This window comes from Streptomyces sp. V3I7 (genome assembly GCF_030817495.1).
Lineage (GTDB): Bacteria > Actinomycetota > Actinomycetes > Streptomycetales > Streptomycetaceae > Streptomyces.
Genome location: NZ_JAUSZK010000001.1, coordinates 2,790,476 through 2,815,499 on the forward strand (window position 1 = coordinate 2,790,476; position 25,024 = coordinate 2,815,499).

At 67.9% G+C, this 25,024-nt stretch carries 16 protein-coding genes and 1 pseudogene; 5 read left to right on the plus strand and 12 right to left on the minus strand.

All coding sequences use genetic code 11. The features are described from left to right. Positions 1-109: 109 nt before the first annotated feature. The 7 genes from QFZ74_RS12880 to QFZ74_RS12910 form a co-directional block, all read right to left on the minus strand. On the minus strand, positions 110-766 hold the full coding sequence (locus QFZ74_RS12880; RefSeq protein WP_307620955.1) for a SurA N-terminal domain-containing protein: 657 nt from the start codon (positions 764-766) through the stop codon (positions 110-112). Positions 767-889: 123 nt separating this feature from the next. Next, a complete protein-coding gene (locus QFZ74_RS12885) occupies positions 890-1,411 on the minus strand; it encodes a hypothetical protein (RefSeq protein ID WP_307620956.1) in 522 nt (173 codons plus the stop codon). A 160-nt stretch (positions 1,412-1,571) separates the two neighbouring features. Beyond that, on the minus strand, positions 1,572-1,901 hold the full coding sequence (locus QFZ74_RS12890; protein WP_307620957.1) for a hypothetical protein: 330 nt from the start codon (positions 1,899-1,901) through the stop codon (positions 1,572-1,574). Between the two features lie 64 nt (positions 1,902-1,965). Beyond that, positions 1,966-2,793 (minus strand): glycoside hydrolase domain-containing protein, encoded by an 828-nt coding sequence (locus QFZ74_RS12895; RefSeq protein WP_307620958.1) that lies wholly within the window; start codon positions 2,791-2,793, stop codon positions 1,966-1,968. A 276-nt stretch (positions 2,794-3,069) separates the two neighbouring features. Further along, a complete protein-coding gene (locus QFZ74_RS12900; RefSeq protein ID WP_307620959.1) occupies positions 3,070-3,360 on the minus strand; it encodes a hypothetical protein in 291 nt (96 codons plus the stop codon). A gap of 122 nt (positions 3,361-3,482) precedes the next feature. Beyond that, positions 3,483-4,040 carry a hypothetical protein gene (locus QFZ74_RS12905; protein WP_307620960.1) on the minus strand — a complete coding sequence of 186 codons (558 nt, stop codon included), beginning with the start codon at positions 4,038-4,040 and terminating at the stop codon, positions 3,483-3,485. 472 nt (positions 4,041-4,512) lie between these two features. Then, positions 4,513-5,238, minus strand: coding sequence for a hypothetical protein (locus QFZ74_RS12910; RefSeq protein ID WP_307620961.1), 726 nt, complete (start codon positions 5,236-5,238; stop codon positions 4,513-4,515). A gap of 68 nt (positions 5,239-5,306) precedes the next feature. Here QFZ74_RS12910 and QFZ74_RS12915 point away from each other — a divergent pair, with 68 nt between their 5' ends. The 3 genes from QFZ74_RS12915 to QFZ74_RS12925 all read left to right on the plus strand — a co-directional run bounded on the left by QFZ74_RS12915 (position 5,307) and on the right by QFZ74_RS12925 (position 7,380). After that, on the plus strand, positions 5,307-5,540 hold the full coding sequence (locus QFZ74_RS12915; RefSeq protein ID WP_307620962.1) for a hypothetical protein: 234 nt from the start codon (positions 5,307-5,309) through the stop codon (positions 5,538-5,540). Between the two features lie 55 nt (positions 5,541-5,595). Further along, positions 5,596-6,792, plus strand: coding sequence for a helix-turn-helix domain-containing protein (locus tag QFZ74_RS12920; protein ID WP_307620963.1), 1,197 nt, complete (start codon positions 5,596-5,598; stop codon positions 6,790-6,792). A gap of 180 nt (positions 6,793-6,972) precedes the next feature. After that, positions 6,973-7,380, plus strand: coding sequence for a hypothetical protein (locus QFZ74_RS12925; RefSeq protein WP_307620964.1), 408 nt, complete (start codon positions 6,973-6,975; stop codon positions 7,378-7,380). 649 nt (positions 7,381-8,029) lie between these two features. Here QFZ74_RS12925 and QFZ74_RS12930 read toward each other — a convergent pair. The 3 genes and pseudogenes from QFZ74_RS12930 to QFZ74_RS12940 all read right to left on the minus strand — a co-directional run. Further along, a complete protein-coding gene (locus QFZ74_RS12930) occupies positions 8,030-8,551 on the minus strand; it encodes an SMI1/KNR4 family protein (protein WP_307620965.1) in 522 nt (173 codons plus the stop codon). Continuing rightward, complete coding sequence (locus tag QFZ74_RS12935) at positions 8,548-19,560, minus strand: LamG-like jellyroll fold domain-containing protein (RefSeq protein WP_307620966.1); 11,013 nt, start codon at positions 19,558-19,560, stop codon at positions 8,548-8,550. The genes QFZ74_RS12930 and QFZ74_RS12935 overlap by 4 nt, the downstream gene beginning before the upstream one ends. 268 nt (positions 19,561-19,828) lie before the next feature. After that, positions 19,829-20,221: pseudogene (locus QFZ74_RS12940) on the minus strand (HNH endonuclease family protein); the annotation flags it as partial. Positions 20,222-20,332: 111 nt separating this feature from the next. Here QFZ74_RS12940 and QFZ74_RS12945 point away from each other — a divergent pair. Together QFZ74_RS12945 and QFZ74_RS12950 are read left to right on the plus strand one after the other, a co-directional pair. Continuing rightward, on the plus strand, positions 20,333-22,315 hold the full coding sequence (locus QFZ74_RS12945) for a site-specific integrase (RefSeq protein ID WP_307624134.1): 1,983 nt from the start codon (positions 20,333-20,335) through the stop codon (positions 22,313-22,315). Further along, positions 22,312-22,911: a DUF6262 family protein gene (locus QFZ74_RS12950; protein ID WP_307620967.1), complete on the plus strand. Its 600-nt coding sequence runs from the start codon at positions 22,312-22,314 to the stop codon at positions 22,909-22,911. The genes QFZ74_RS12945 and QFZ74_RS12950 overlap by 4 nt, the downstream gene beginning before the upstream one ends. 115 nt (positions 22,912-23,026) lie before the next feature. On the opposite strand, the gene QFZ74_RS12955 is transcribed toward QFZ74_RS12950, so the two are convergent. Together QFZ74_RS12955 and QFZ74_RS12960 are read right to left on the minus strand one after the other, a co-directional pair. Then, positions 23,027-24,154, minus strand: a complete 1,128-nt coding sequence (locus QFZ74_RS12955; protein ID WP_307620968.1) for a DUF6183 family protein — start codon at positions 24,152-24,154, stop codon at positions 23,027-23,029. A gap of 65 nt (positions 24,155-24,219) precedes the next feature. Then, positions 24,220-24,990 (minus strand): HNH endonuclease family protein, encoded by a 771-nt coding sequence (locus QFZ74_RS12960; protein ID WP_307620969.1) that lies wholly within the window; start codon positions 24,988-24,990, stop codon positions 24,220-24,222. Positions 24,991-25,024: the final 34 nt, after the last annotated feature.

Consider the following 25,024-nt stretch of genomic DNA (forward strand, 5'->3'; position numbering starts at 1 on the left):
AACGCACACCGACCGCCGGCCTCGGAAGTCGTCCACAGGCACGAGCCGATCATCAGACTCATCGGACAACATGCGACCAGTGATCGCCGGAGGGCCGGGACGGGGGCCTCTACCCGAACGCCGCCTGCGGCTGCGTCCCGCCGGAGGAGACCTCCCGGAGCCAGGGCGTCTTCGCGTCCACGCGGCTGCTCTTGGCCGCGTCCCAGGTGCCGTAGCGCGGGTTGACGTCGATGCGGAGTTCGTCGGACGCGGTGGACAGGGCCTTCCAGAAGGCGGGCTGGGTGGTGTCCGTGCCGAGCTTCTGCGCGAGCTTCTGGGCCTCCAGCTGGAGGCGGAGGTTGTCGTCGAGCCGGCGCGGGGCGATGCCGTACTTCTGCAGCCAGGTCGTCTCCAGCGCCTTCGCGCCGCCGGCCTGCTGCTCCAGGCCGGTGCGCATCGTCTGGATCTCCTTGCGGGTCACGCTCACGCCGTGGTCACGGGCGGCGCGGCGCAGCACCTGGTCGAGGACCATGTTGTGCAGGGTGTCGCGGGTGAGGCCGCTGGTGGAGGCGAGGACCTGCTGGAACTGCGCCTCGTCCGGGACCGCGGCCCGCTGCGCGCGGCGTACCTCGTTGACCCTGCTCTCCAGGTGGGAGACGGAGATCCGTTGTCCGCCGACGACGGCTGCCGCGCCCGGATGCGCGTCGTTGCCGCAGGCGGTGAGCAGGGGGCCCGCCGCGAGGATCGCGGCGGACAGGACGAGCGCGGTGCGACGGCGGCGGTGCAAGGAGACCTCCCGAGGAGATTGTGCGACGGTGCACAAGGTCTTGCGATGATCGATGGTAGAGAGGGGACCGGCTCCGGCCAACCCATTCGACCAACGATTCCCGGGGTGTTCGGGTACCGCTCCTCAGCCTCTCGCGTCCACCGCCCGCTCCACGGAGGCGGCGACGGCGGCGCGCAGGCCGTGGCCGACACGAACGGCAGCCACATTCTCGCCGCCCTTGGTGTCGGCCTTGCCGCCGACGAGGACGAAGCCCACCTTCCGGTACTGCGGCGCGGTCTGCCCCACCGCCGCGACCTCGGGCCGGCCGACGGCGAGCACGACCTCGCAGGAGCGCTGGAGCATTCCGTTGAGGAACGGCCGCGCGTTGCCGGTGCTCTGCTCCCCCATCACCGATGTGTAGCTCACGCGCGCGTGGGTCTTGAGAGAGGCGTCCTGCATGCCCTGCCAGACCGTGGCGGCCGGCGTTCCCGCGGCGATGCCCTTCTCGCCGGTGAGCAGGCAGGCGTCGACCTCCGTGTAGTGCCGCGCGCGCGTGTCGGGGATCGGAGGCCGGTCGTCACCCCCGAAGAGGAGGTAGCCGCCCACCACAAGGGCGGCGACGACGATCAGCGCGCCGCCCGCCAGCGCGATGGTTCGTCCGCTCAACGACCGGAGCCACACGACCGCGGCCCGCCCCATTGCGGCGAGCCGCCCCGTCGTTGTCTCTGCCTGCCGGGCGGAACGCGCCTGCGACACCTGTCGGACCTGCTTGGTCACTGTTGCTTGCCTGCTTTCGTGCCCACGTACGTATCAGTGCTCGTACGTATCAGTGCTGCGGTATCTGCCGCGCCGGCCCGGGCCAGAGCCTCCACGCGTGCAGCGAGGCTCCCGCCATCGACAGCAGGATCAGCAGCAGGTCGGCGGCGAACAGCACCCCGTGCGTGTCGACCGGGGTGAGCGCGAGCTCGGCGATCCAGGCCGCCAGCACCGCGCTGAACCCCGCGAAGGCCCACCAGTCGCCGCGGCCGCGCCGCCGCAGGGCGAGGAGGAGGGACGGTACGGGGCACAGCAGTCCGAGGCTGAGCAGGGGCAGCGCAGCCGCCCCCGCCCGTGCGGCGAACCGCCGGAGTGCCGGCCCGGTGACGACGACGCTCATCGCTGCTCCTCTTGTCCGACGGCCCTGTTGGAGGGATTGGGTCTGGGCGGACTCAGCCGCGAACTCAGCCGACGATGGCGACCGGAGCGTCCCAGGCGTCCCGGTCCACGGTGATCGTGTAACCGCCGCGGGATTCCTTGCTGTTGACCATGTACTGGTGTCCACGGCTGTGGTTGGTGAACTGGGTGGAGCCCCACGGCCAGTCCGACGTCGTGGTGTTGGTCTTGTCCCACAGTGCGTACCAGAGGTTGCCCGGCAGGTCCGTCTTGTCGGTCGCGGTGGCGATCGCCTTGGCGCTGGAGCTGGTGAAGCCGTAGTAGCCGCTGCGGTACGTCTTGGCGCGCAGCGCCTTGTCGAAGGAGCGCACGTACGTCAACACGGCGTCGTTGCACGCCGTGTTGGTGATGTCGTACGGCTCCATGTCGAGGTAGACCGGGCTGCCGGCCGTCATGCCGAGCGCCGCCGCCTTGGCCACGGCGTCGTTGCCGTCGCTCGTACCGAGGGACGCGGCCGTGGAGGCGGTCAGCTTCTCGGGGTTGGAGCTGGTCTGGCAGGGCGGCTGGGCGCCGACGTAGATCGGAATGAGCTTGAAACCGAGCGAGTTGACCGACTTCACCCAGGACGCGGTGAGGTTGGGCTGGTTGCAACCGCGGTTCTGGCCGCCGACGTAGACCGCGGCCGCGCCGTAGAAGCCGGTGTGCCAGGCCTTCATCGCACTCAGGGAGGGAGCGGTGCAGGTGTCGAAGGCGCGCCCGGTGAAGGTCTTCTGCGCCGGCCACGTGGTGGCGGCCATCGAGCTCTGCGCCGCGATGCCGGCGCCCGCGACGACGGCGGCACCGGCCGTCGCCCACGCGACGTAACGGCCCTTCTTGGACAACCGGTGACTGGACAATCCCCACCCCATTCACGATGACGGCGCACGACGCGCAGCGGGCGCGTCCACCGACGACGATGTAGTTGCTCCGGATCGGCGCTTGACGCGTTCCTGACCTGCGGAGCGGATCGCAAGGTAACCGACGTTGTCACCGCGCGCGGGAAACTTCAGCCCCGGGAGTTCACAAGTTTTCCCCAAGGGGCAGTAAATCTTCAGAGATCGCCAGATGTGCCGACTGCCTGTCGACCGAGGTGCAGAGACGAACAGCAGGCCCGCTCGTCGTAGAGGAAACCCTCAGACTCCCCAACGGCTCCAGAGTGTGTGCTGCCAATCATCGGAGTTGGGGCCGGGGCGGGTCACTGACGGCAGTGGTCCCGGGGCCGTCTCGATGAGGTGGACCAGCGACCACGCGACGCCGAAGCAGTCGTCCGGGCCGAAGCAGGTGGCCAGCGCATGCGCTTCCTCCGTCGTGACAGGCCGACGGATGGCCTCGAGCTGCCTGACCCGTCGCTCGATCTCCCCCTCGTCGCCGTCGTCATCAGGCAAGAGGCCATCAGCGACAAACGTCTGCACTTCGGCTCTCATCCAGCCATGATCAGCCGCGAAACCCCGGCGTAGCAAGCGTGGGGAGGGCTGGCTAGCACTCCAGCCTTAGATCGTGATCACGAGTGGCTGTGGCGGGCTCGTCAGTTCACTACGGAGAGGGCTTACTGTCCGCCGAGTCGGAGTACAGCAACCACGTACAGGCTCCCGGCCACGGTCAGAAGCAGAAAGGCGAGAACGGTATGGGCGACGAGTCCTCCTGCGGCAAGGCCCAGATGCGCCCGGGCCGCACGGCTCACATGGGGTCTGGTGACACCTCGCGCGGCGTTCGCGTCCGCCTTCTCGATCGCTCGGCGTAGTTTCCTGCGGCTTCTCTCGGTCGTGATACCCAGGCGCGCACCGTCGGCGTCGCGCACCAACAGGGTCCGGTACGCGCTGCCGTACGAGAAGGTCGTCAGCAGTCGGACTGAGGTGATCCGGTTGAGGTCGACGGACCGCTCGCCGGTCAAGGTGCGCGCAGTCAGGTGGGACGAAGAGTGCCGGAACGGGGCTCGCTCCTCGCACAGTGCGGGCAGGAAGATGGCGCTGGCGATCACTGACAGCAGTCCGAGCACGATGGGTGTGCCTTCTGGGGCTACCTCCACCCTGGCCAGTCCGTAGCCACCGAGAGGCAGCAGAAGAACCGTCACCGCCAGACCCGATCCCATGCGTGCACGTGCCACGCTGCGGGTTGTGGTTCCTTCCACTGATGCCCCCGTTTCTGTTGGCGGACATCAGCATGCATGCACGGCGGGCCTCTGCACATTGCCGGGTCTTCAAAGTTGAGCGGTGCGGAGGTGTCCGCGGGCTCGGCGGGTGGTGACGCAGCGTGTCCACAGCCGCTGGTTGTCAGCGTTGCGAAAGGCGAACGCGTTGCGGGCGACGAGCCTGATCACGCTGTTGATCCCTTCTCCCCTGGCGTTCGCCTGTCAGGTCAATCATCAAGCGTGACGCCTGGGAAGCGGTGAAAGCGAACTGCTGTATCCGTCAGTGGAGCCGGGACGAGTCATTCCAGCGTCCTCTAAGGAAGTCGAGCACTTCAGTGGCGAACACCAGGCGATCTGCGATGGATTCACCTCTACGCGTTGCCCGCGTTCTCATGAGACGCGTGAGGGCCCGCCGGATGATCCGGCGGGCCCTCCGGCGAGGTCGGCATCAGCGGATTACCTCAGCCCCCCATGCGGAGATCTCCCCTGCTGACATGGCCAGTTGGAGTTCTCCGCATGTGACACGCCACAGCCCGTCCCATCGAACGTCCCACTGTTCATTCCGATGATTCCAGAGCTGAAGGTAGGCACCCTCAACACCTTCCAGGAGCCGCAACTCGTGCACCAGGTAGTCAGGCGAAATGAACACGGGCTGTTCACCGATCGTCCCGGCACCTGTCTTCGGATTGTCGAAGCGGACCAGCACGTAAGGGCTGGGCTCACGATTCATGTCCGAAGACCTGAGCATACGGCCGTACCGCTCGGCGGCCTGGTCGACCGATTCGGCACCCGAAATTTCGACGGAATATCCAGGAAACACCCCGAATACGACCTCGTTGAGGCCCGGATCCTTCGGGAAGAGCCGGTGAGCCTCCGGCCTGACGCGGCCGACCGCATCAAACTCCCGACCCGCCCACGAGAAGCCGGTCAATGCGATCAACGGTTCAGGCCGACCGATGACCTCGTCCTCGCGCTCGCGCACAAAGTCAAGGACAGCACGGCACATTTCCGCGTCGTACGAGTCCTTGGTGTTCAGCCTGAACGCATGCCGGCGGTCCGAGCTCAGAGCCGCCAGCAGTACGAACCCGGGGGCAGGGGACCACTCCCAGGCGTCCGGGACGCCCGGGAGTGGCACTGCGTTGGGGAGCGCGGACAGCTTCGCAGCAATGTCCATGGTCAAACTTAACCAGCTTTCCGCTAGCGCGTGTAGTCGAAATGCTGTCCTTGTTCCGGAACTGGCCCGTGTCCGGGTTGTACCAACGCGACGCCGTACCGACATCACCCGAGCCCGGCTCCGTCCAACCCGACTGGAAGCCCAGGTGGCCCGTCAGCGAGCTGGTCGAGACCACCTTGCCCAGCGGGTCGTACGACGCCGAGCCCGCCAGCGTCGTCGCACCCGAGGCGAACGTGCCCACCACATCGCTGTGCTGGTCCGTCAGGGCCAGCACAGCACCGCCGACCGTCGACATCGGCTGATACGGCCGACGTGGCACGGGTACCGTTTGAGTGTCGCCGCAGAACGGAGTTCGCTGTGTCGCACAGCATCGCGGAGCACACCGGCGCTCGGATCGCCCGCATCCGAAAGCAACGCGGCCTGACGCAGCAGGGGCTGGCGATGCGGGCGCACGTGTCGAAGTCGCTGTTGTCGAAGGTGGAATGCGGGCAGAAGCCCGCCTCTCCGGCTCTTGTCGCTGCCTGTGCTCGCGCACTCGGTGTTTCCACGTCCGAACTGCTGGGGCAGCCGTACGCTGACGAACTTCGCCGGGACCGGATGGATGCGCTGATCCAGCCGATTCGTGAAGGGCTGGAGAACTGGGACATCGCTCTGGACTGGGAGACGGCTCCGCGCCCGGCCGCGTTGATCTGGGCGGACGTTCAGCGGGCGCTGGAGCAGCGCCGTCAGGCGCAGTACACGGACATGGTGCGCGACCTGCCAGCGCTGATCGACGAGTCAGTGCACGCAGCGCACACCAGTACCGGGGAAGAACAGCGGCTGGCTTTCGAGTGTTTGGCGGAGACCTTCCGATGCGTGTTCACCGTGGCGTGGAAGCTCGGCTTCCTGGATCTCGCGACCGTCGCACTGGACCGGCTCGCGTGGAGCGCACCGCGCGCCGACGAGCCGGGACTGGCCGCCATGCACGCCTTTCTTCGTGCGCAGACCACGATGTCGTCCGGGCGGTACGACGTGGGGCTGCGGGTGGTCGACCGTGCTCTGCGGGACCTCGATGGCCAGGAATCACGCCGCCCGGCGGGCATTGAGGCCATGCGGGGGATGCTGCACCTGCGCGCCGCGACCATCGCAGGTCGCATGAAGGACAAGGACCACGCCGACGCCCGCCTGGCCGAGGCTCGTGCCCTTGCCCAGGCCACAGGCGAGTTGCCCGACTTCGGCGTCACCTGGGGGCCGGTGAACGTCGGCGTGCACGCGGTGGCCATCGCTTCGGAGGCCGACGACTTCGGGCGCGCGATCGAACTCGCCGAGAACGTTCGCATCCCACGCGGCTGGACCCGCTCCAGGGCCGGGCACCACTGGATGGACCTCGGCCGGGCCCACACCTGGGCGGGTCAGCCGGAGCAGGCGCTGGACTGCCTGCGCCAGGCCCGGCGCATCGCCCCGCAGCAAACGCGCTACCACCCGACCGTGCGAGAAGCCGTACTGGCCCTCAGGCGGCAGGAACGAACCCGCAACGGCTCTCTGGCGCATTACGCGGAGTGGGTCGGGATGTAGCAGATCCCTGGCACGGCAGTTGCACCCTTCGGTGCAACTGCCGTGCACCGGTTGTCGGCAGGCTGACGTCTCGTCGGACCCCTTTGACCGGGCGAACGGTCCAGGGGCATCGCCAATGCTGACAAGGAGCGTCGACATGCCGCACCGCAGCGCCCGCATCTTCGAACCAGACGTACGAACATGGTGAGCCCGCCGGATCGGCTGCGCCTGCTGCCCTGGGCTGGGCCAGAGGGAAAGCCCTGCTATCTCGCGGGCGACGGAACCGGCTATGTATCCCGGCTCGCGGACAACGTGGAGTCGGCGCAGCTCGACCTGGCCGGCGAAATCCTCCAGGAAGCTCAGCGCGTACTGGACAGCCGCCAGTGGACGTCCGGCGAACTGCACCTGCTCACCATCCAGTTGAACGAAGCGCTGACACAGGTGCGCCAGATCGCGATCAGCCGGGGCGCCCGCCTGCCAGCACCCGCCTACGAAGATCCTGCCGTCGGCGACGACACGCACGACCAGCAGGAGGAGGCCTCGCAACGCACCCAGTTCGGTTCCGGGTCCCCCCTTCGATCTCGCCAATGGGGGGCCACCCAGACCTGATTCTCAAAACGGCAGGAACGGCCGATAAGGCTTCATCTTGGCCTTGGCCCGCTGCCCATCAAAGTGCCGCGCAGTGGTTCCTCACCCCAGAGACCGTCACGAGCGCTGAGTTCCTCAAAAGGCGGCACTGACTCGTCGCTCAGCGCGAGCCTGCCCGAGCCCCCGCTCGCGTCCGCCCACTCGACATGACCGTCACGGCAGCCGCACGGCCCGACCGGTTCCCACCCCAACTCCTCCACGAGCTCTGCCAGCACCAACCGAGTCTCCCCGAATCCGCTCCTCAGCAGATCCAGGTGGCGGGAGAGCTCCGCCGGATCCGCCGCGCTGTGTACAAGGGCACGCTTGTCAGCTTCCTGCCAGGAACGCTCTTCCTCCGCGAAAGCGGAATCCGACAAAGCCAGAGCGGACAATCTCCGCGCCCGGGTCAGACTCACGTCGAACGTCTGCCACACCGACTCTCCCTCGTCGTATGGAGAGTGTGCCTGTACCAGGCGATACCGCAACATATCACCTCACCATCGGCACCCTCCACCGGGATGACTACCTGGAAAGGAAGGCAATGCTGCCACCCTCCATACAGGAGGCCAGGCGTCTCGACGGGAGAGTCGGAACGCCTGGCCTCCTGTAGAGATCTACCGAATGAGCCGGTCTATTTCTCGGCGCCTAGCTCATTAGCCTCACTCAGATTCTCCTCGATCATCGCCCTGAAGAAATCAAGAAACGACGAGTACCGTTCCACCTCCGCACCGGCAAACCAAATCACAGGAGCCGGGAACTTATCGCCCGTCAGCGGCATCGCAAAGAAGTCGATGGCTGTCGTGGAAGCAGCGATCGGCAGGAGAACATCCTGATCGAGCCCTGAGGTCTTCAGGCCCTCTGTTTCGAGCGTCGTCAGCAGTTCGCGTGCCATGTCCATGCGCGCGCCCAGTAGCTCTGCGGTGCCGAACAGGTCTACGTCCTGCATGAGCGCAGGCCAACCATCAGCCTGGAGCAGGAACGAGGCATATTCGCTGTCAAGACTGTGACCGAGTCCCACGGCCACCTCCCGTAGACGTTCGGGGCTCGCAGGTGACCTGGGCTCTTCGTAACGCCACAGACTATTGGCGTCGACCTCTTGGACCCGATCCCTGGCATCGACCATCCTTTGCATTTCATCGCGCCAGTTAATCATTGGCCGCCCCTCTCATCCACGATGACGAATTTCTTCGGGGTGCATCCCACAGGGCACCGTTGACCCTGGCCCGAGAGACTGCTGTTTACCTTCAAATCCATGTCGATCCAGGTAGGGGGCTTTCCATGTCCGAGCCACATGGCATCCGGTGCATGGCCGGCAACTCCCTGGTACGGCGTACCTGCAGCTTCGGCACGGGCCCGTTCCGCCTTTGCCTCGCGTGCCGCCGCCCTACGGACGGCACCCTTCGTGGACACACGACCCGTAGGCGACAACAACCCCTTGTCAATTGCATCGTTCGCCGCGTCAACATACGCCTTAAACTGCTTGACCTGGTCGTCCGTGGCCCAGTCAGGAATCCTGACTTCTGCTTCGCCGGCGTCGTTGCAGTTGTGGACGAGTACTGGGGTGCTGCCAGCTTCCACATAGTACGTGTGGAGGGTGCCGATGGTGAGGTCGTAGGTGACGGTGTTCGCGTGGTAGAGGCGGACACCAGTGACCTCAGCCGTGCCGGCCGGAGTCTGGAGAACGTCGCCGGGCTTGAGGTCCTTGGCCTCGACGAAGGCCGATTGGGTCTCGTCGTAGAACGGGTGGTGGAAGGTCGTCGTGAGGTGGGCATCGCGGTTGGTCGTGCTGACCGACGCCACCGGCGCCGTGGCCGGCTCGTGCCCGACGCCGTGGCCGTGGCCGTGGCCGCCGGACAGGGCACCCAGGACCGCTGCCGAGGCCGCCAGGCCGAACGCCGCCTTGCGGGCCGCCTTCTTGGCCACGGCCTTCACACCGGTCTTCAACCTCTTACCGGCGGACTTACCAGTGTCCTTGATGGCCACGTCCACGAAGTCGTGGTCCGTGCGCGTCACGATCACGTCGGTGACCTTGTGCGCCTCCGTACCCTTCGCGCCCGGCACAGAGTTGGCGACCGTGTCACCGACCTTGACCTGGTCGATCGCCTTCGTCGTGCCGTCGGCCATCAGGACCCTGGTCGAGCCGGTGAAGCTGTGCGGCCGGATCGGGCAGCTGCCACCGGACTCCTCCGCCGCCTCGCCGGCGTCATCCGAGTGCGACTGAGCCCTCGTCCCAGCTCCCTCCGATTCAGCCCGCGAAGCCGCCGCCTCCGTGGCATCCGTGGCTGCCGTTTCCTCCGCTTCCGTCGCCCCCTTGCCGAACAGCCCGCCGACGACCTTCATCGCCTTCGGCGCCGCCTTCGCCAGCAAGGAGCCGCCTATCTTGCCGAGGATGCCGCCCACGGCGCCGGCGACAGCACCCGTCACCGCCGAGCCCGCGAACGCGCCCACGCTGCAGTCGTCACCGCCGTTCTCCGCACACGCGAAGCCCTGCTCCACCAGGGCACCCGCCGCACCCGCGGCCGCAGCACAGCCGATGGAGCCGACGCCCGCCGTCAGTGCCTCGCAACCCGCGAAGACCGCCGTCGACACCACGAAGGAGGTGATCGCCGCCGCGTGGTGCTTGGCGTACTTCGCCGCCGTCTTCACAGCCTTGACCGTGGCGTGGTACGCCGTCCTGGCCGCATGCGCGACCGCGTGCGCGGCCTTCTTCACCACATGCGCGACCTTGTGCGCCGCCTTCTTCACCGCATGCACCACGCGATGCACCGCGTGCGAGACCTTGTGGTAGGCGGAATGGACCGCGTGCACCACCCGGTGATACGCGCGTCTGACGTGCCGGACCGTGTAGTGGTAGACGCGGTGCACCACCCGGACCGTGGCGCGGTAGACGTCGCGCACGTGGTGAACGACCTTGCGGGCCGCGTGCTTGACTGCGTGGACGACCTTGCGGGCCACGTGCTTGGCCGCGTGGTAAACCCGGTGCGCCACATGCTTCACGGCGTGCGCCACATGCTTCACGGCGTGCGCCACATGATGGGCGGCCTTCTTCGCGCCGCACACCACGTCGTACCAGGAGCAGTTGCCCGACTCGTCCGTACCCGCAAGCGGGTTGTCATCGACGTACGCGAACGGGTTCGCCGAGACCGAGTTCGGCACCGGGTTCAGCGAGATGCTGTCCTTGTTCCGGAACTGCCCCGTGTCCGGGTTGTACCAGCGCGATGCCGTACCGACATCACCAGAACCCGGCTCCGTCCAACCCGACTGGAAGCCCAGGTGACCGGTCAGCGACGACGTCGAGACCACCTTGCCCAGCGGGTCGTACGACGCCGAACCCGCCAGCGCCGTCGCGCCCGACGTGAACGTGCCCACCACATCGCTGTGTTGGTCCGTCAGGGCCAGCACAGCACCGCCGGCCGTCGGCTTGATGCCGACCACGCCGCCCGCCGGGTCGTACGTGTACGTGTTGTCGCCGTCGGAGGCGATCGTGTTGTCCGCGCCCGAGTAGGTGAACGTCCTCGTGGAGCCGTCCGACGTGTCCCTGTCGGACACGTTCCGGCCCATCGCGTCCTGTGTGTAGGACTGGTCGCCCGCCACGATCTGCGAGCCGAAGGCGTCCGTCTTGTACGCCACCGTGCCGCCGCCGGCCGACGACTCCTGCGTCATCGAGCCGCGCGCCGAGTAGGAGTACGTCTTGGTGCCGTCGGACGTGAGCTGATCACGCGCGTCGTACGTGTAGACGTCCGCGCCGTTGCGGATGCGGTTGCCCGAGGCGTCGTAGCCGTAAGTCGTCGTGTTCGTACCGTTGTTCCACGACGTGAGGCGGTTCGCCCAGTCGTAGCCGTAGGTGTTGGACGAGGCTCCCGACACACCCGTCGTCGTCTTCGACGTCAGGTTGCCGTTGTCGTCGTAGCCGTAGGCGAAGCTCGCCAGCGTCGACGCGCCCTGGACCAGCGTGTCGCTGGTCAGCTCGTGTTCGGTGTTGTAGTTGAAGGTGCGGGTCTGGCCCGTCGCGCCGTACTTCACCGACCGCAGCTCGTTCAACTGCCCGTACGTGTACGTCAGCTGCGTGCCCGTCGCCCCGTCGTTCAGCGTCGACAGACGGCCGGCCGTGTCGTAGCCGTAACTCGTCGTGCCCGCGGCGTCCGTGCGCGAGGTCATCGCGCCGTCGTTGTTGTACGCGAAGCTGGACGTGCCCGCGGATCCCGACGTCGTCAGCAGGTCGCTGCGGTCGTCGTAGGTGAACGCGTTGTGCGTGGCGGCCTGGTGGTCCTCCGCGCCCGTGATGCCCGCCTCGTCCGTGTCGGCCGACAGCACGCGGCCGACGGCGTCGTAGGTGAAGCTCCGCTTGGCCGTCGCCGCGTCGGCGCCCGCGCCGGTCATCGTCTTCAGCTGGCCGTTGACGTCGTACGTCATCGCCGTCGTGGTGCCGCCCGGCAGCGTGACGTTCGTCGTCTGGCCGTCCGCGTCGTAGGCGAAGGTGGTCGTCGTGTCGGCCGCCGAGGTGTACTGCGCGGTGGTCGGCTCGATCACCTTCTCCTGCTGGCCCCACGGCGTGTACGTGTACCGCCAGGAGTTGCCGCGTCCGTCGGTGAACCGGGTGCGGTTGCCGGACGCGTCGTAGCCGAAGGTCGTCGTGATCGACGTCGTCGCGTCGACCGGCTGGACCTCCTGCGTGATCGTGCCGGCCGCGTCGTAGGTGAACTGGCTGGTGTGGCCGTTGGCGTCCGTCGCCGCCGTCATGTTGCCGACACCGTCGTACTGCTGCGAGGTCTCCCACAGCTTGGTGCCCGAGGCGTCGTAGGAGCGCGTGGTGATCGGGTCGCCGTCGGCGTTGTAGTCGGTCGTCGAGTAGGTGTTGTCCGGCAGCGTGGTCTTGTTCCGGTTGCCCTCGAAGTCGTACGCGTAGCGGGTGGTGTTGCCCGCTCCGTCCGTCACCGACGTGATGTCACCGGCCCGGTTGTAGCCGTACGTGTTCGTCACGCCGCCCGGTGAGGTGCTCGACGCGGCGTGCGCGCCGTAGGGGTTGCCGGTGGTGACCGCGTAGGACGTGGTCGCCGTCAGGGTCCGGGTCGACGGATAGCGCTCCAGGGTCGTCTGCGTGAGCTGGCGGCCCAGGTAGTCGTACGTCGCCTGGCTCTGCGCGCCCGAGGCGTCCGTCGCCGAGAGCTGCTCGCCGTTGGCGTCGTAGACGGCGTGGGTCTTGGTGCCGTCGGGCGCGGTGACCTGCGCGACGTCACCGAGCTGGTCGTACAGGTACGACGTGGTCCTGCCGCCCGGCGTCGTCGCCGACGTCTGGTTGCCCTCGCTGTCGTACGTCCACACCGTGGTGCCCGCGTTGGGCTGGGACGCGCCCGCCGGGGTGTACGGCGGCAGGGTCTCGGAGACCTTGTTGCCCTCGGCGTCGTACACCGTGGTGGTGACCAGGCCGCTCGGGTCCTGCTCCTCGACGGCCTCGCCGAAGGTGTTGAAGCCGCTGGTGGTGACCGGGCGCACGGTGGCCGGGCTGGTGCCGTCCGGCTCGGCCTGGACGGCGGGCGCGGTGGTGACCGCGAGGTTGCCCGCCTCGTCGTAGGCGTAGTCGGTGGTGTTGTTCTCCGCGTCCGTCATGGACTTCGGCAGGCCGCGCTTGTCGTACGCGTAGGTCGTCTTCTGCTCGTCGGAGGAGCCGACCGTGCCGCCGGTGCGGCCCTTGCCGTAGAGCGAGGACACCTCGGAGGAGGACAGGGCGCGCTGGTAGACCTGCGTGTTGGAGACGGCGCCGGCGACCACGTCGGAGACCGTGCCGCCCGCGGTCTTGCTACCGCCGATCGACAGCGGCCCGGTGCCCGTCCACGGCGACGGGTCGGTGGCCGAGCCCGCGAGCGTGCCGTTGACGTACAGCTTCATCGCGCCGGTGGCGGTGTCGAGGGTGCCGACCAGGTGCGTCCAGGTGTTCAGCGTCGGCGCCGTGGACGCCTTCGCGTCGTAGAACGCGGACGGGGAGGTCGCGTCCTGACTGGCTATGTGGAAGCGGTAGGCGTTGTCGGCCTTGGAGTACTGGAGGTAGAAGGAGGGCCGGTTGGTGCCCCCCTGCGCCACGAAGGTGCGGTAGGTGGAGGTGTCGGTGAGCTTCACCCACGCCGAGACCGTGTAGGAGGACGAGGTGTCAAGGACCGGGCTGTTGGTTGCGATCACATCGCCGGTGCCGGTGGGCGAGCCGCTGAACTGGGCGGCGTCGTCCGACCAGTTCACGCCCGGGTCGGCGGTTGCGGTGTTGCCCGTACCGGAGGAGTCCGTGACCGACCTGCCCGCCGTCTGGTTCAGCTTCCACCAGCCCGCCGGATGCCCCGAGGCGTCCCCGTACAGCGTCTCGCTGAGTAGGTTGCCCATGTCGTCGTAGGTGTTGGTGGTGGTGCGGTCGTAGCCCGAGGCGTCGTGGTCGTTCTCGGAGGCGATCTGGTCGTCCGGGGTGTACGACACCGTGGAGACGCGGTCCACGCCGGTCGGGTCCAGCTCGGTGGACGTGGTGCGGGAGGCTGCGTCGACGGTGTACTTGGTGACCGTCTCGCCGTTGTCCGACGTGGCCTGGGTGAGGTTGCCGGCGGCGTCGTAGACGTCCGACTCCAGCGTGTAGGTGCTCTGGCCGTTGGCGCTGGTCCGCTTCACCGTCGCGGTCAGGCCGTCGTCGGTGTAGGTGTACGCCGTGGTGTTGCCCATCGCGTCGGTGATCGACACGAGGCGTCCGGCCGGGTCGTAGGCCCGGGAGGACTCCGTCAGCAGGGTCGCCGGCTGGGGGTTGACGGGATCGCCGGTGTACATCAGGCCCTGGGTGAGCAGGTTGCCCTCGGCGTCGTAGGTGTACCGGGTCTCGTTGCCGGCGCTCGTCACCTCCTTGGTCTTGTTGCCGGAGGTGTCGTACGTGTAAGTCGTGGTGTTGCCGTTGACCGCGCCCTCGGCCGCGTTGGCGTCGGCCTCGGTGGCCACGCGGTCGTAGGCGTCGTAGGTCCAGTTCTGGGTGCGTGCGTGGTCGCCGCCGCTCGCGTCGGACACGGACTGCGAGGTGACGTTGCCGTCGTCGTCGTAGACCGAGGTGGTGACGGCGGCGTGGGTGGCGCCGGTGACGCGGTCGGTGAGCTGCGGGTCGTGCTCCTCGATCACCTGGCCGGCGGCGTCGTACTTGTAGGTGGTGACCAGGCCGCTGGGATAGGTGTCGGAGACGACCTTCTGGCTGGTGACCTGGCCCAGGCCGTCATAGGCGTAGGTGGCGACCAGACCGATGGCGTCGGTGGTGGAGGCCACGTCGCCGTTGCTGGAGTACGACACCTGGTTGACGGCGCCGCCCGGGGTGATCGTCTTCACCGGCAGGCCCTTGGGGACCACGCCGCCGCCGGACGCCGGGTAGGTGGCCGTGCCGTCGCTGTAGACCGTCGTGGTGGTGCGGCCGTTCGGGAAGCCGGGCACCGCAGGGCCGGTGATGGCGGTCTGGTTGCCCGCCGAGTCGTACGTGTACGACGTCAGGTAGGTGTTGTCGGTCGCGGACGCCGAGCGGCCGTCGCGCTCGGTCAGCAGCTGGTCGTTGCGCGGGTCGGCGGTGGTCAGCTGGGCCGTGGTGTCGTCCGGGTAGTACGTGTAGTACTCGGTGTTGCACTTGTTCGCGGCCTGGTCCTGGCAGGACGTGGAGGAGACCACGTTGCCGCGCACGTCGTGACCGGTGATGGTCATCGCCCCGTTGGGGTCGGTGACCGTGTGCTCGAAGCCGGCCGTGTCGTAGCCGAAGCTGGTCTTGTTGCCGAGCGCGTCGGTCTCGGTGAGCGCGCGGTTGTTGTTGGTGACGTCGTAGGTGTACTTCAGCGTCGCGGTCGTCGGCGTGGTGACCTGGACCGTCTCCACCGGCAGCAGGCCGGTGGAGTTCTTCGCGGCCTCGTACTGCTGGGCGACGTCCGCGTCCGACAGCTGCGAGCGGAAGAGGGAGACCTCGGCGACGGAGCCCTTGAAGTAGCTGGCGTACCCGGTGCTGTCGGTCGTGTTGTGGTGTGACTCGTCCGGCCAGTAGCCGCCGATGAAGCCACCGCCGACGTAGGTGTACGGCTGGTTGGACATCGCCGCGGTGCCGGTCTGGGTGCCGACCAGGGCGCCGTCGAGATACAGCGTCTGGCTGGTGGCGCTGGTGGAGAGCACCACGTGGTGCCACTTGCCGTCGGTGACCGCCGCCGAGGAGGCCAGGGGGTTGTCCGAGCCGGTGGAGAACCAGTACTCGCCGTACAGCTTGCCGCTGCTGCCCACGTACAGCACGGGCGTGTAGCCGGTCGGGGTGGTGGCGTTGCTCAGCGGGTCCCTGCTCGCGCCGAGCAGGACGCCGCCCGCGGTGGTCGTCTTGAACCACAGGCTCGTCGACTCGGCGCCCGAGCCGGGTATGGAACCGCTCGGCAGTGTCACCAGCGAGCTGGTGCCGTTGAAGGTGGCCGCCTTCTGGTCGCTGAACGGGCCGGTGGAGCCGAGCGTCACCGTGCTGTACGTGCCGTTGCCGCCGCGCACCTGGTCCACGGCCGTGGTCGCACCCGCGGCCTCACCCAGCCGGAAGTACTCGGAGGGGGCGCCGCCGAGGACCGCGCCCCGGTAGGTGTCGCTGGACCCGGTGACGGTGGGCGTGCCCATCCCCCACGTGCCGCCGTTCTCGTCGGTGAGCTGGGTCAGCGCCGTGGTGTTCGGGTCGTACGTCATCGTCGCGAACGTCTTGCCGGACGGCCGCTTGACGGAGGTGAGCAGGCTCGTGCTGTGCGTGCCGTACGTGTAGAGCGAGTTGACGTCGGCGGCGACCAGCGGGCGGCTGTACCAGCCGACGTCCGCGATGGAGCCGTTGAAGTAGGTGGCGTAGCCGTCCTTCTCGGTCGCCGAGTAGTGCGGCTCGTCGGGCCAGCTGCCGCCGAGGAAGCCGGTGCCGAGGTAGTTGAAGGACTGGTTCTTGCCGAAGGCGACCGCGCTCTGGATGGAGATGGTGCCGCTGCGCGAGCCGACCTTGGTGTTGTCCAGGTACAGGGACTGCGAGTTGCCCGCGGCGGACAGCACCACGTGGTGCCAGCGGCCGTCGGCCACGGAGGCGGAGGAGACGATCGGGTTGACGCCGCCGCTGTACCAGAACTCGGCGTTCAGCTTGCCGTCGGTGCCGACGTAGATGGCCGGGGTGTAGAAGCCGCCCGCCTGGCCGGAGCCGATGGGCTGGGAGGCGTAGGAGTAGAGGACACCGGGGCCCGCCGAGGTCTTGAACCACAGCGAGATCGCGCCGGAGTCGGTGTCGTTGCCGAGGTTCTTCGGCAGCGAGATGTCGGAGGAAGTGCCGTTGAATCCGGCGGCCTTGGCGACGGAGCCGGTCAGCGGGCCCGGCTGGCCGAGGGTGACGTTCTCGTACGTCGCGTCGGTCGTGCCCTCGTTGCCGAGGATCGCGTCCTTGGCGGTCGTACCGGAGCTCTCCGACAGCGGCCAGAAGGTGTGCGGGTCGAGGTCGAGCGCCGCGTTCTGGTAGCCGGAGCCGGTGGTGTAGCCGTACACGGTGCACTTGGTGGCCGACAGCGGCGAGCAGACCTTGGTGAGCTGGTCGCCGGTGTAGCCGTAGGTCCACGTCTGCACGGTGCCGGAGTCGCCCGGGGTGACCGGGTCGGTGACGACGGTGGCGACGTGCGCGGCCTGGGCGCCGGCCGGGGTGCTCCAGGTCAGGGACAGGGAGCGGTTCGAGACCGCGGAGGTCATCTTGTTGACGTGACCGGAGGTCCAGGTCAGGTTCACCGAGCGGCCGTTGGCGTCCGTGACGGAGGTCAGGCCGTAGCCGCCGGAACCCAGGGACTGGGTGAAGGTGTAGACGGTGTCGTCCTTGTCGGTCAGCGTGTAGCCGCCGGTGACCGACTTGAAGGTGGCGAAGCGTCCGCCGCCCGGCGTGAAGGTGCCGTCGCTGTTCTTGCCGTAGCCGACCTGGGAGCCGTCGGGGTAGGTGACGGACACGCTGGAGACGGCGCCCGCGGCGGTGTACTGCTCGGTCGCCCTCGCGTCGAAGATGCTCGACCAGCCGGAGCCGAACGCCCCGGTCCAGCGCGGGTCACGGGAGTTGTAGGCACGCTCGACGTCCAGGGACGGGCCGACGGTGGAGATCGAGGCGTCGGTGTCGGAGGTCGTGTAGTTGCCGATGGACGCGTCGAAGCCGTGGTCGCTGCTGTTCTGCGACAGACCGGAGGTGATCACGGCCTGCGGGACCTGGACGGACAGCTCGTACGTCGTGGCCGGGGAGTAGAGGTTGGTGGCGGAGTCGTACGCCTTGACGGTCCAGGTGTAGTTCTTGCCCCAGGCGAGCTTGCCGCTGGGCACGGTCCAGCTGCCGGTGGCGACGAGGCCCGAGTCGGCAACCTTGGTGCCGGACGCGTCGTAGACCTGGAACAGGTACTGGTTGCTGCTGCCGCTGGTGGAGTTGGCGCCGCCGGCCCAGGCCGTGAAGGTGGGCGTGGTGGTGTTCACGACCGCGTTGTCGGCGGGGAACTGCTCGTACAGCTGGGGCGCGGTGTTGCCGGTGTAGGTGACGTCGATCCACGGGCCCTTGCCCGGGTCGTTGAAGGAACCGAACTGCTTCCAGTGCAGGTTGTCGCTCGTCGCCGCGTACACCGCGAGGCCGTTGTCCTCAGTGGCGCCGCTGAACCAGCCCTGGATGGCGGAGGTGGTCAGGGGGACGGTCACCCAGTCGCCGACGGCGCGGTCGCCCGCGGTGTTGGCGCAGGCGTTCGGCACGCTCGGGGTCAGGTTGCCGATGGAGGCGCCCTTCGACGGGCCCGGGTAGGTGGTGACGGACTCCGGGGTCCAGGCGCTGGTCACCAGGGCGACGTCGAAGCGCTCGGCGGTGCAGGTGGCGGCCCAGGTGTCGAACAGGTGCAGGCTCGCGGAGGTGACGGTGGCGTTGGAGCCGTCCCAGGCGGTGTCCCAGTGGTTGACGAAGCTGTTCGCGGAGTGGGTGCCGGAGTCGTACGAGCCGACCTTGATGGTCTGCTCGTAGGAGCGGTCGGTGGCGGCGTAGCCGGACTCGGCGTAGGTGGTGGTCCAGCCGTCCTGGACGGTGGGGTCGACGGTGACCGGGAAGACGCGCTTGACGCTGTGCAGCCAGCGGCTGTCGAGGGTCACCTTCAGCGCGTAGCCGTCCTTGTCGCGGACCAGCTCGGTGGTGACGTCGTGGGTGGTGGCCGGGTCACCGGAGCGGCGGTTCACCTTCGAGTCGTACGCGTACGCCGGAGGGATGCGCTCGACGGTCTTGCCGGCCGGGCTCTTGAGGTCGATCCAGCCGTTGGAACGCTGGACGGGCTTCAGGCCTTCGAGGTCGAGGGGGAAGGTCCAGGTGTTGTCCGCGGCGGCGGAGCGCAGGACCACGGACTCCTTCACACCGGTCGCGGTGGGCGCGAGCCGCAGGTCGGTGGAGTCGAGGACGTCCTTGTACGTGACGGTCGAGCCGTCGGCGGTGCCCTTGACGGGGGCGGCGCCCCGCAGGGCGTAGGAGACGCGGTGCTTCTCGTCGGGTGCCAGGGTGGCGAGGTCGGGGTCGGTGGCCTTGGCGGCGAAGTCGACGGCGACGGAGTTGGCCTTCTCGTGCCAGCGGCCGTCCGGTCCGGCCCGCACGTCCACGTCGATGGGGGCCCATCTTCCCTTGCTGACCTGGTAGTTGACCGGCGTCTGGGACAGCCGGCGGGTGACGGACCCGTCGGCGTTGTCGTAGACGGTCTCGGTGCGCGAGGACTTGGTGGCGTTGCGCTTGCTGGTCTTGGCGTTGAAACCGGCGGCGCCCGCGCTGCGTCCCTTCTTCACGGACGGAGTGTGCGCGTGGTACGCGGGCAGTTCACCGCGGCCCTTGCCGGGGGCGTGGCCCTTGCCGCGGTGGGCGGCGGTCACGTCGGCGGAGACATGGTGGCGGTGGTGCGTGGCGGTGCCGGACCGCTGGTGCGGCAGCTTGCCCCAGTGGGGGTCGGTGAACCAGGACGCCCACGCGGACGCACTGGCACCGGGCAGCTCGACGCGGCTGAGCTCCAGCCCCTCGGCGAAGGCCTGATCGGTCGTCAGCATGACGGCGAAGGAGGTGAGCACGAGCACGGCGACGGCGCGCAGGGCGCGGCGCATCAGGCGTGCGGGACGGGGGTGGTGCAACAGCCGGGAAGGCAGCACGACTTCACTCCAGCGAGCGAGCAAGCGACAAGAAGCGCACCGATCTTGCCTGTCGTGAACATTCTGCAAACAGGCTCGAAAGGTGATCTTGGGCTGACCTTGACCGCCGCTTGTGCAACCGGCCCGACTTACATCGATTCACCCCCTTACGCCTTGTCAACTTCTTTGCAAGCACGTCGATATACCTGCATCAAGTGTTCAGGTAGTGCCTACTTGTGAACGCTGAGGTGTGGGCGTCTCACGGTGTGCCGCGTCCTGCGGCGCCCGCTCAGCGCGCGTGAAATCTCACCGGCGCCTTGGTGGGGTTGCCGCCGCTCGGCAGCTTCTGGTCCGGGCAGCCGGTGAGGACCTTCTTCATCGCGGCCTGCTCGGCTGCGGTCACCCACAGGCCGTACTTCTTCTTCACGGCGACCTGGGCGGCGACATAGGTGCAGCGGTACGCCTTGTTCGGCGGGACCCAGGTCGCCGTGTCGCCGTCCCCCTTGCCGCGGTTGGTGCTCGCGTCGACCGCCAGCAGGTTCAGCGGATCGTTGGCCAAAGCTATGCGCTTGCTGGGGTCCCAGTACTTGGCGCCCTTCTGCCAGGCGTCCGAGAGGGCGACGATGTGGTCGATGTCGACCAGGCTGCGGCCGCGCCGGAAGGTGACGTCCTTGCCGGAGTAGGCGCAGTCCAGGGACATGTGGATCACGAAGTCGCCGCGCGTCTCAGCGAGCCGCGCTTCCTAGCCCACGCCCCGGCCGGCTTCGATCCCGGCGAGGGCGGCCAGCACCTGATGGTCAAAGCCCGCGTCCTGAAGGCGCCGGAGATCGAGCGGGCACCACAGACGCTCACTGGCGTCCAGACGGAGCAGGTCATCGATGCCGCTCGCACTGCGCGTGACCGGCTGCTGCTGACCGTCCTGGTGGAAGCGGGCCTTCGCATCGGCGAAGCCCTTGGACTGCGGCGTGAGGACATGCATCTGCTCCCCGACTCCACGCACCTGGGCTGCCGAACCGGTGGCGCGCACCTGCACGTCAGGCCCCGGCAGGACAACGTCAACGGGGCGCGTGCCAAAGCCGGGCGCCCTCGCATGGTTCCGCTCACACCGGAAGTGGTACACCGATACCGCGATCATCTCGCCGAGCGTGAACAGGTAGTCGGCTCCGCCGACTGTGACTACGTCTTCCTCAACCTCGTCGGCGTCCACGCGGGACGTCCGCTCTCGTACTCCAATACCAAGCAAGTGATTGAACGGATCGGGAGGCGCTGTGGTCTGACCGCCCGACCGCACATGATGCGGCACACAGCCGCCACCCGCTGGATCCGCAACGGGGTCGCCCCGGACGTCGTACAGACCCTCCTGGGGCACGCCTCCTCGGCGAGCACCGCCGTGTACTTGCACGCCCAGGACGAGGATCTCCGCGCAGCCGTCGCGGCCGTCGCGGCCGTCGAAAGTCTCGCGCCGGAGCGTCCCGAGGACGGTCACGACTACTCCACCAGCCACCGCAGAGCCCTGCTCCGCCACTGGCGCACGTTCCTGGAATACGCCCGTCAGGCCGGGATGATGGACCACGTGCCCGGCGGGTTCGCGCTCAACCCCCGCTTCCACAGCATCGCCGCCGTGGAAGTGACCGAGGACGATCTCGGCCGCGCGATCCCCGAACACGTCATCGCCCAGCTCGACGTGCACCTCGGTCTGCTGGGCGCCTCGACGGGGTACGCGAGCGGCGGCTGGAGGGCCGCCGACTTCGCGCGGATGTACCAGGTGGTCTACGCGGTCCTCCGGGACACCGGCCGACGTCCGGGCGAGGTCACCAGCCTGCACCGCGACTGCCTGGAGCGGGTCGACGGCAAACCGACGCTGATCTACGACAACCACAAACGGCGACGCCACGGCCGTCGGCTGCCGATCTCGGAGACCACCGCCCAGCTGGTCGAAACCTGGCAGAAAGAGCTCGATGCGCTACCGGCCGTACCAGCCTGCGCCCAGTGGCTTTTTCCCTCACCGGGACAGCGCAACCGTCCACGCCGCGGGCATCTGAACACTTCGCATTTCTGCAACCGGATCTTCCGGAACTGGGTCGACGAACTGATCCCTGACCTTGTGGACGACCGGCTCGACGAGGACGGCGCCCCGCACGCCTACGACCGGACCCAGGTCGTCCCGTACGGCTTCCGTCACGCGTACGCCCAGCGTCATGCGGACGCGGGCACTCGCCCTGACGTCCTGCGGGAACTCATGGACCACCGTTCACTGGACGTGACCATGGGCTACTACAAGGTCTCCCTCAGCCGAAAGCAGGAGGCCGTGCGCACGGTCGCGGCACTCGCCGTCGACCGGCACGGAGCAGCCCGCGGATTCGGCGATCCCCTCGCCTACGAGGTGGAAAGCGTCGGGGATCCCTACGGCGGCTGCACCGAGCCGAGCAACGTCAAGGCCGGCGGCGGGCACTGCCAGATCCGCTTCCAGTGCGCCGGATGCGACTTCTACCGACCCGATCCCTCCTACCTCCCCGCCCTGGAACAGCAGATCGCGGACCTGCGGGCCGACAAGGAAGCCGCCCTGGCGATGGAGGCCGCCGACTGGGTCGTGCGCAATCTCGACGACCAGATCCGCGCCTACTCGAAGTCGGCCGACGAGATGCGGCGGAAACTCGACGCGCTGCCCGCCGAGGAGCGGGCCGCCGTCGAATCCGCCTCACGCGAGCTGCGCAAGGCACGTTCGGCAGCGGCCTTCATCCCTCTGCAGGCGCTGACGACACGGAGCTCCGAATGAAAATCCCTGCTGCTTCCGGCGGCAACGACCGGAACGCCCGGGTCGAGCGCCTGCGCGTCAGCCGAGCCAAGGACAGCGAAGACAAGACCAGGCGTGCACTCGACGCCGTGGACGGCCTTCTCCGCTCGGGACGACGGATCACCGTCACCCAAGTGGCACGGGAAGCCTCGGTGTCCACGTGGTTCGTCTACAACCAGCCTCAGGTGCACCAGGCCGTTCAGGACGGCATCACCGCCCAGCGAGCGCGGGGGCGCCGCAACTCCGTCGCTCCGGAGGCATCTCAGGTGTCTCCGGCCGGGTTGCGGACGGATCTTGCACTGGCCCGCGAAGAGATCAAGGACCTCAAGAAGGAGCGCGATCGGCTCCGTAACCGGGTCAGGCTGTCTCTCGGCGCCGAGTTGGAGGGCGTGAACCGGAATGAGCTGATCGAGCGGGTACAGCAGATCGAGCAGCGGAATACCGCGCTGGAGCAAGCGTTGTCAGAGGCCAGGGATCAGATCGCCGCCCTGGAGGGCCAACTGCGTGTGGCGGAGGACGACCTCACCGCCGCGCGAGCCAGTCTCCGCCGTGCCATGCGGTCCGTTCCGACTCCGTAACCCGTGCTGCATGGCCACACTTTGTGGTTGTCCGGTTCTCACCCCGTTAACCGGACAGCCACAAGGCACGTCGTTCCCACGGTCAGGACTTCACCGAAGCGGGTTCCGGGCATGCTCAATCGGTGTCCGTCGCGGCCAACACCGCCAGTCGTCGGCGTCCTGGAGAGACCGAGGTCAGGCCGATGTCCCAGGCCACGCGCTCGAACCACTTGGTGTCGGCGCCGAAGCCGTACCAGGCGCACTCCCGTGCACATGCCTCGACCTCCTCCGCGGGGGCGCCCTCGGCAGTACCGGAGAGGCCGGCCAGGGACTGCCACGCGGCCAGCCGTCCGTAAGCACCGCGTGCGCCGGAGTTATAGGCACCTCCCGTGGACGCGGCGGCGAAGAGGACCCTCCATGCCTGGTCCGGCGGGCAGGCCGCGACCGAGAAGGTGGTCTTCTTCCCTGCACTCTTCAGGCATTCCAGGCCCAGTCCCAGCAACATGCTCGGTACCGACTCGGCTACCAGAGGAGCTGCCAGGTCGAAGACCCGCGCCTCGATCCGGCCGTTCGACTCCTCAGCCCAGTTCGCCACAGCGGTGCCGATGCCCTTGGTGGCGGCTTCGGTCGTCGTTTCCTCGACCGACGGCACATGCGCCCCGGCATCGGCCCGCATCGCGCGATTCGCCAGCGAGCCGAACGGCATCGAGTGGCTGCCGCCGCGAGCGCTGTAGCTCGGCAGATCCGGCTGCCCTTCCACATCGGACAGCGCCAACGGCAGCCATCCCAGCGGGTGGTGTCTCCAGTGCGGCGACGTCGCCCACCCTGCGATCCCCGGAGTCTCCGTGACGTCGGCGCCCCTGAGCACCGCTTCATGGACCAGGCACGCACGCAGCTCCTCCGAGGCGTTCCCGGTGAACGCTACGGCCAGTTCCTCCACCGGGTGGCTGGAGGCCAGTAGGGAGGCCGCATAGCGGTCCAGCTTCCTGTCGGCAGCCTCCGTGGAGGAGACCAGCCGCAGCGCCGCGGCGACGTTCCCGGCACCGGGCGTGGTGGAGAGCAACCGGAGCAGGTAGTCGAAGACGCTCCCGTACTGCCACATCCGCCCGGCGTCGGAGGCGTAAGCCCCGGCCAGTGCTATGCCGAGATCCGCGAGGAAGGCAGCATCACCCCGCGCCAGACTGCGGTCAGCCGTCTCCCATATGCCGGTGACGCTCTTCAGTTCCGGCAGCTTCGTCACGATCTTCTGTATGCGGTCAGCCACAGTAGGGAGCGTATGTGTCCCACAGTCCGAAAGCGATGGCGTTTTCCCAGGTCACGGCGGCTCGATCAGCCTTCGCACTGCTTCAGCATCATCGCCTTGTCCGCCATCGTCACCGGGAGCTCGTACTTGTCGGCGACCTGCGCGAACCGCACCGCGTACGAGCACCGGATCTTCTTGTTCGGCGGCAACCAGGACGCGGGCCCCGAGTCCCGCTTCGCCGAGTTGGCGCGCCCTTCGACAGGAAGCAAATTGAGCACGTCGTTCGCCAGTTGCTTGCGCTTGCTCTCCGGCCATCGGGCGGCGCCCATCTGCCAGCTGTAGGACAGCGGGACCACGTGGTCTATCTGCACCTCGGTGGCCTTCGCCTTCTTCCAGGCGATGTTCTTGCCGGTGTACGGGTCGTACAGGTCCATCGAAACGACCACGCAGTCGGAACCTGAACGGAACTGCACGTGCCGCCCATGGAGTTTCAACAAGTCGTTCCGCGTGTCACAACCATTCCTCGCCAGCGGTACCCCGTCCGCCGTATCCATCCACGCATAGCCGAACTCATCCCGTTCGTAGCCCGTCTTCGGCCCACGCCCCTTTGTTGTGAGTCCTTGGATGAGCTTGCGTGCGTCGGCCTTGTCCGCTTCCGACGTGAGCGCGGCGAGTCCCGGCTTCGTCCCGTCGGGATTCGTCAGCGGGCTCACCGCCTGGCCGGCAGCTACGTCCGGTCCGGATCCTGCGGAGCTTCCGCCCGGCTCCAGGCCATCACAGCCTGCGACGAACGCGGCGACAACGACGACCGTAAGCACGGCTTTCTTCCCGCGAGTCCGCAGGAGCCCGTGACTCATGTGCCTCTCACTATGCACAGCCGATCACACCCTG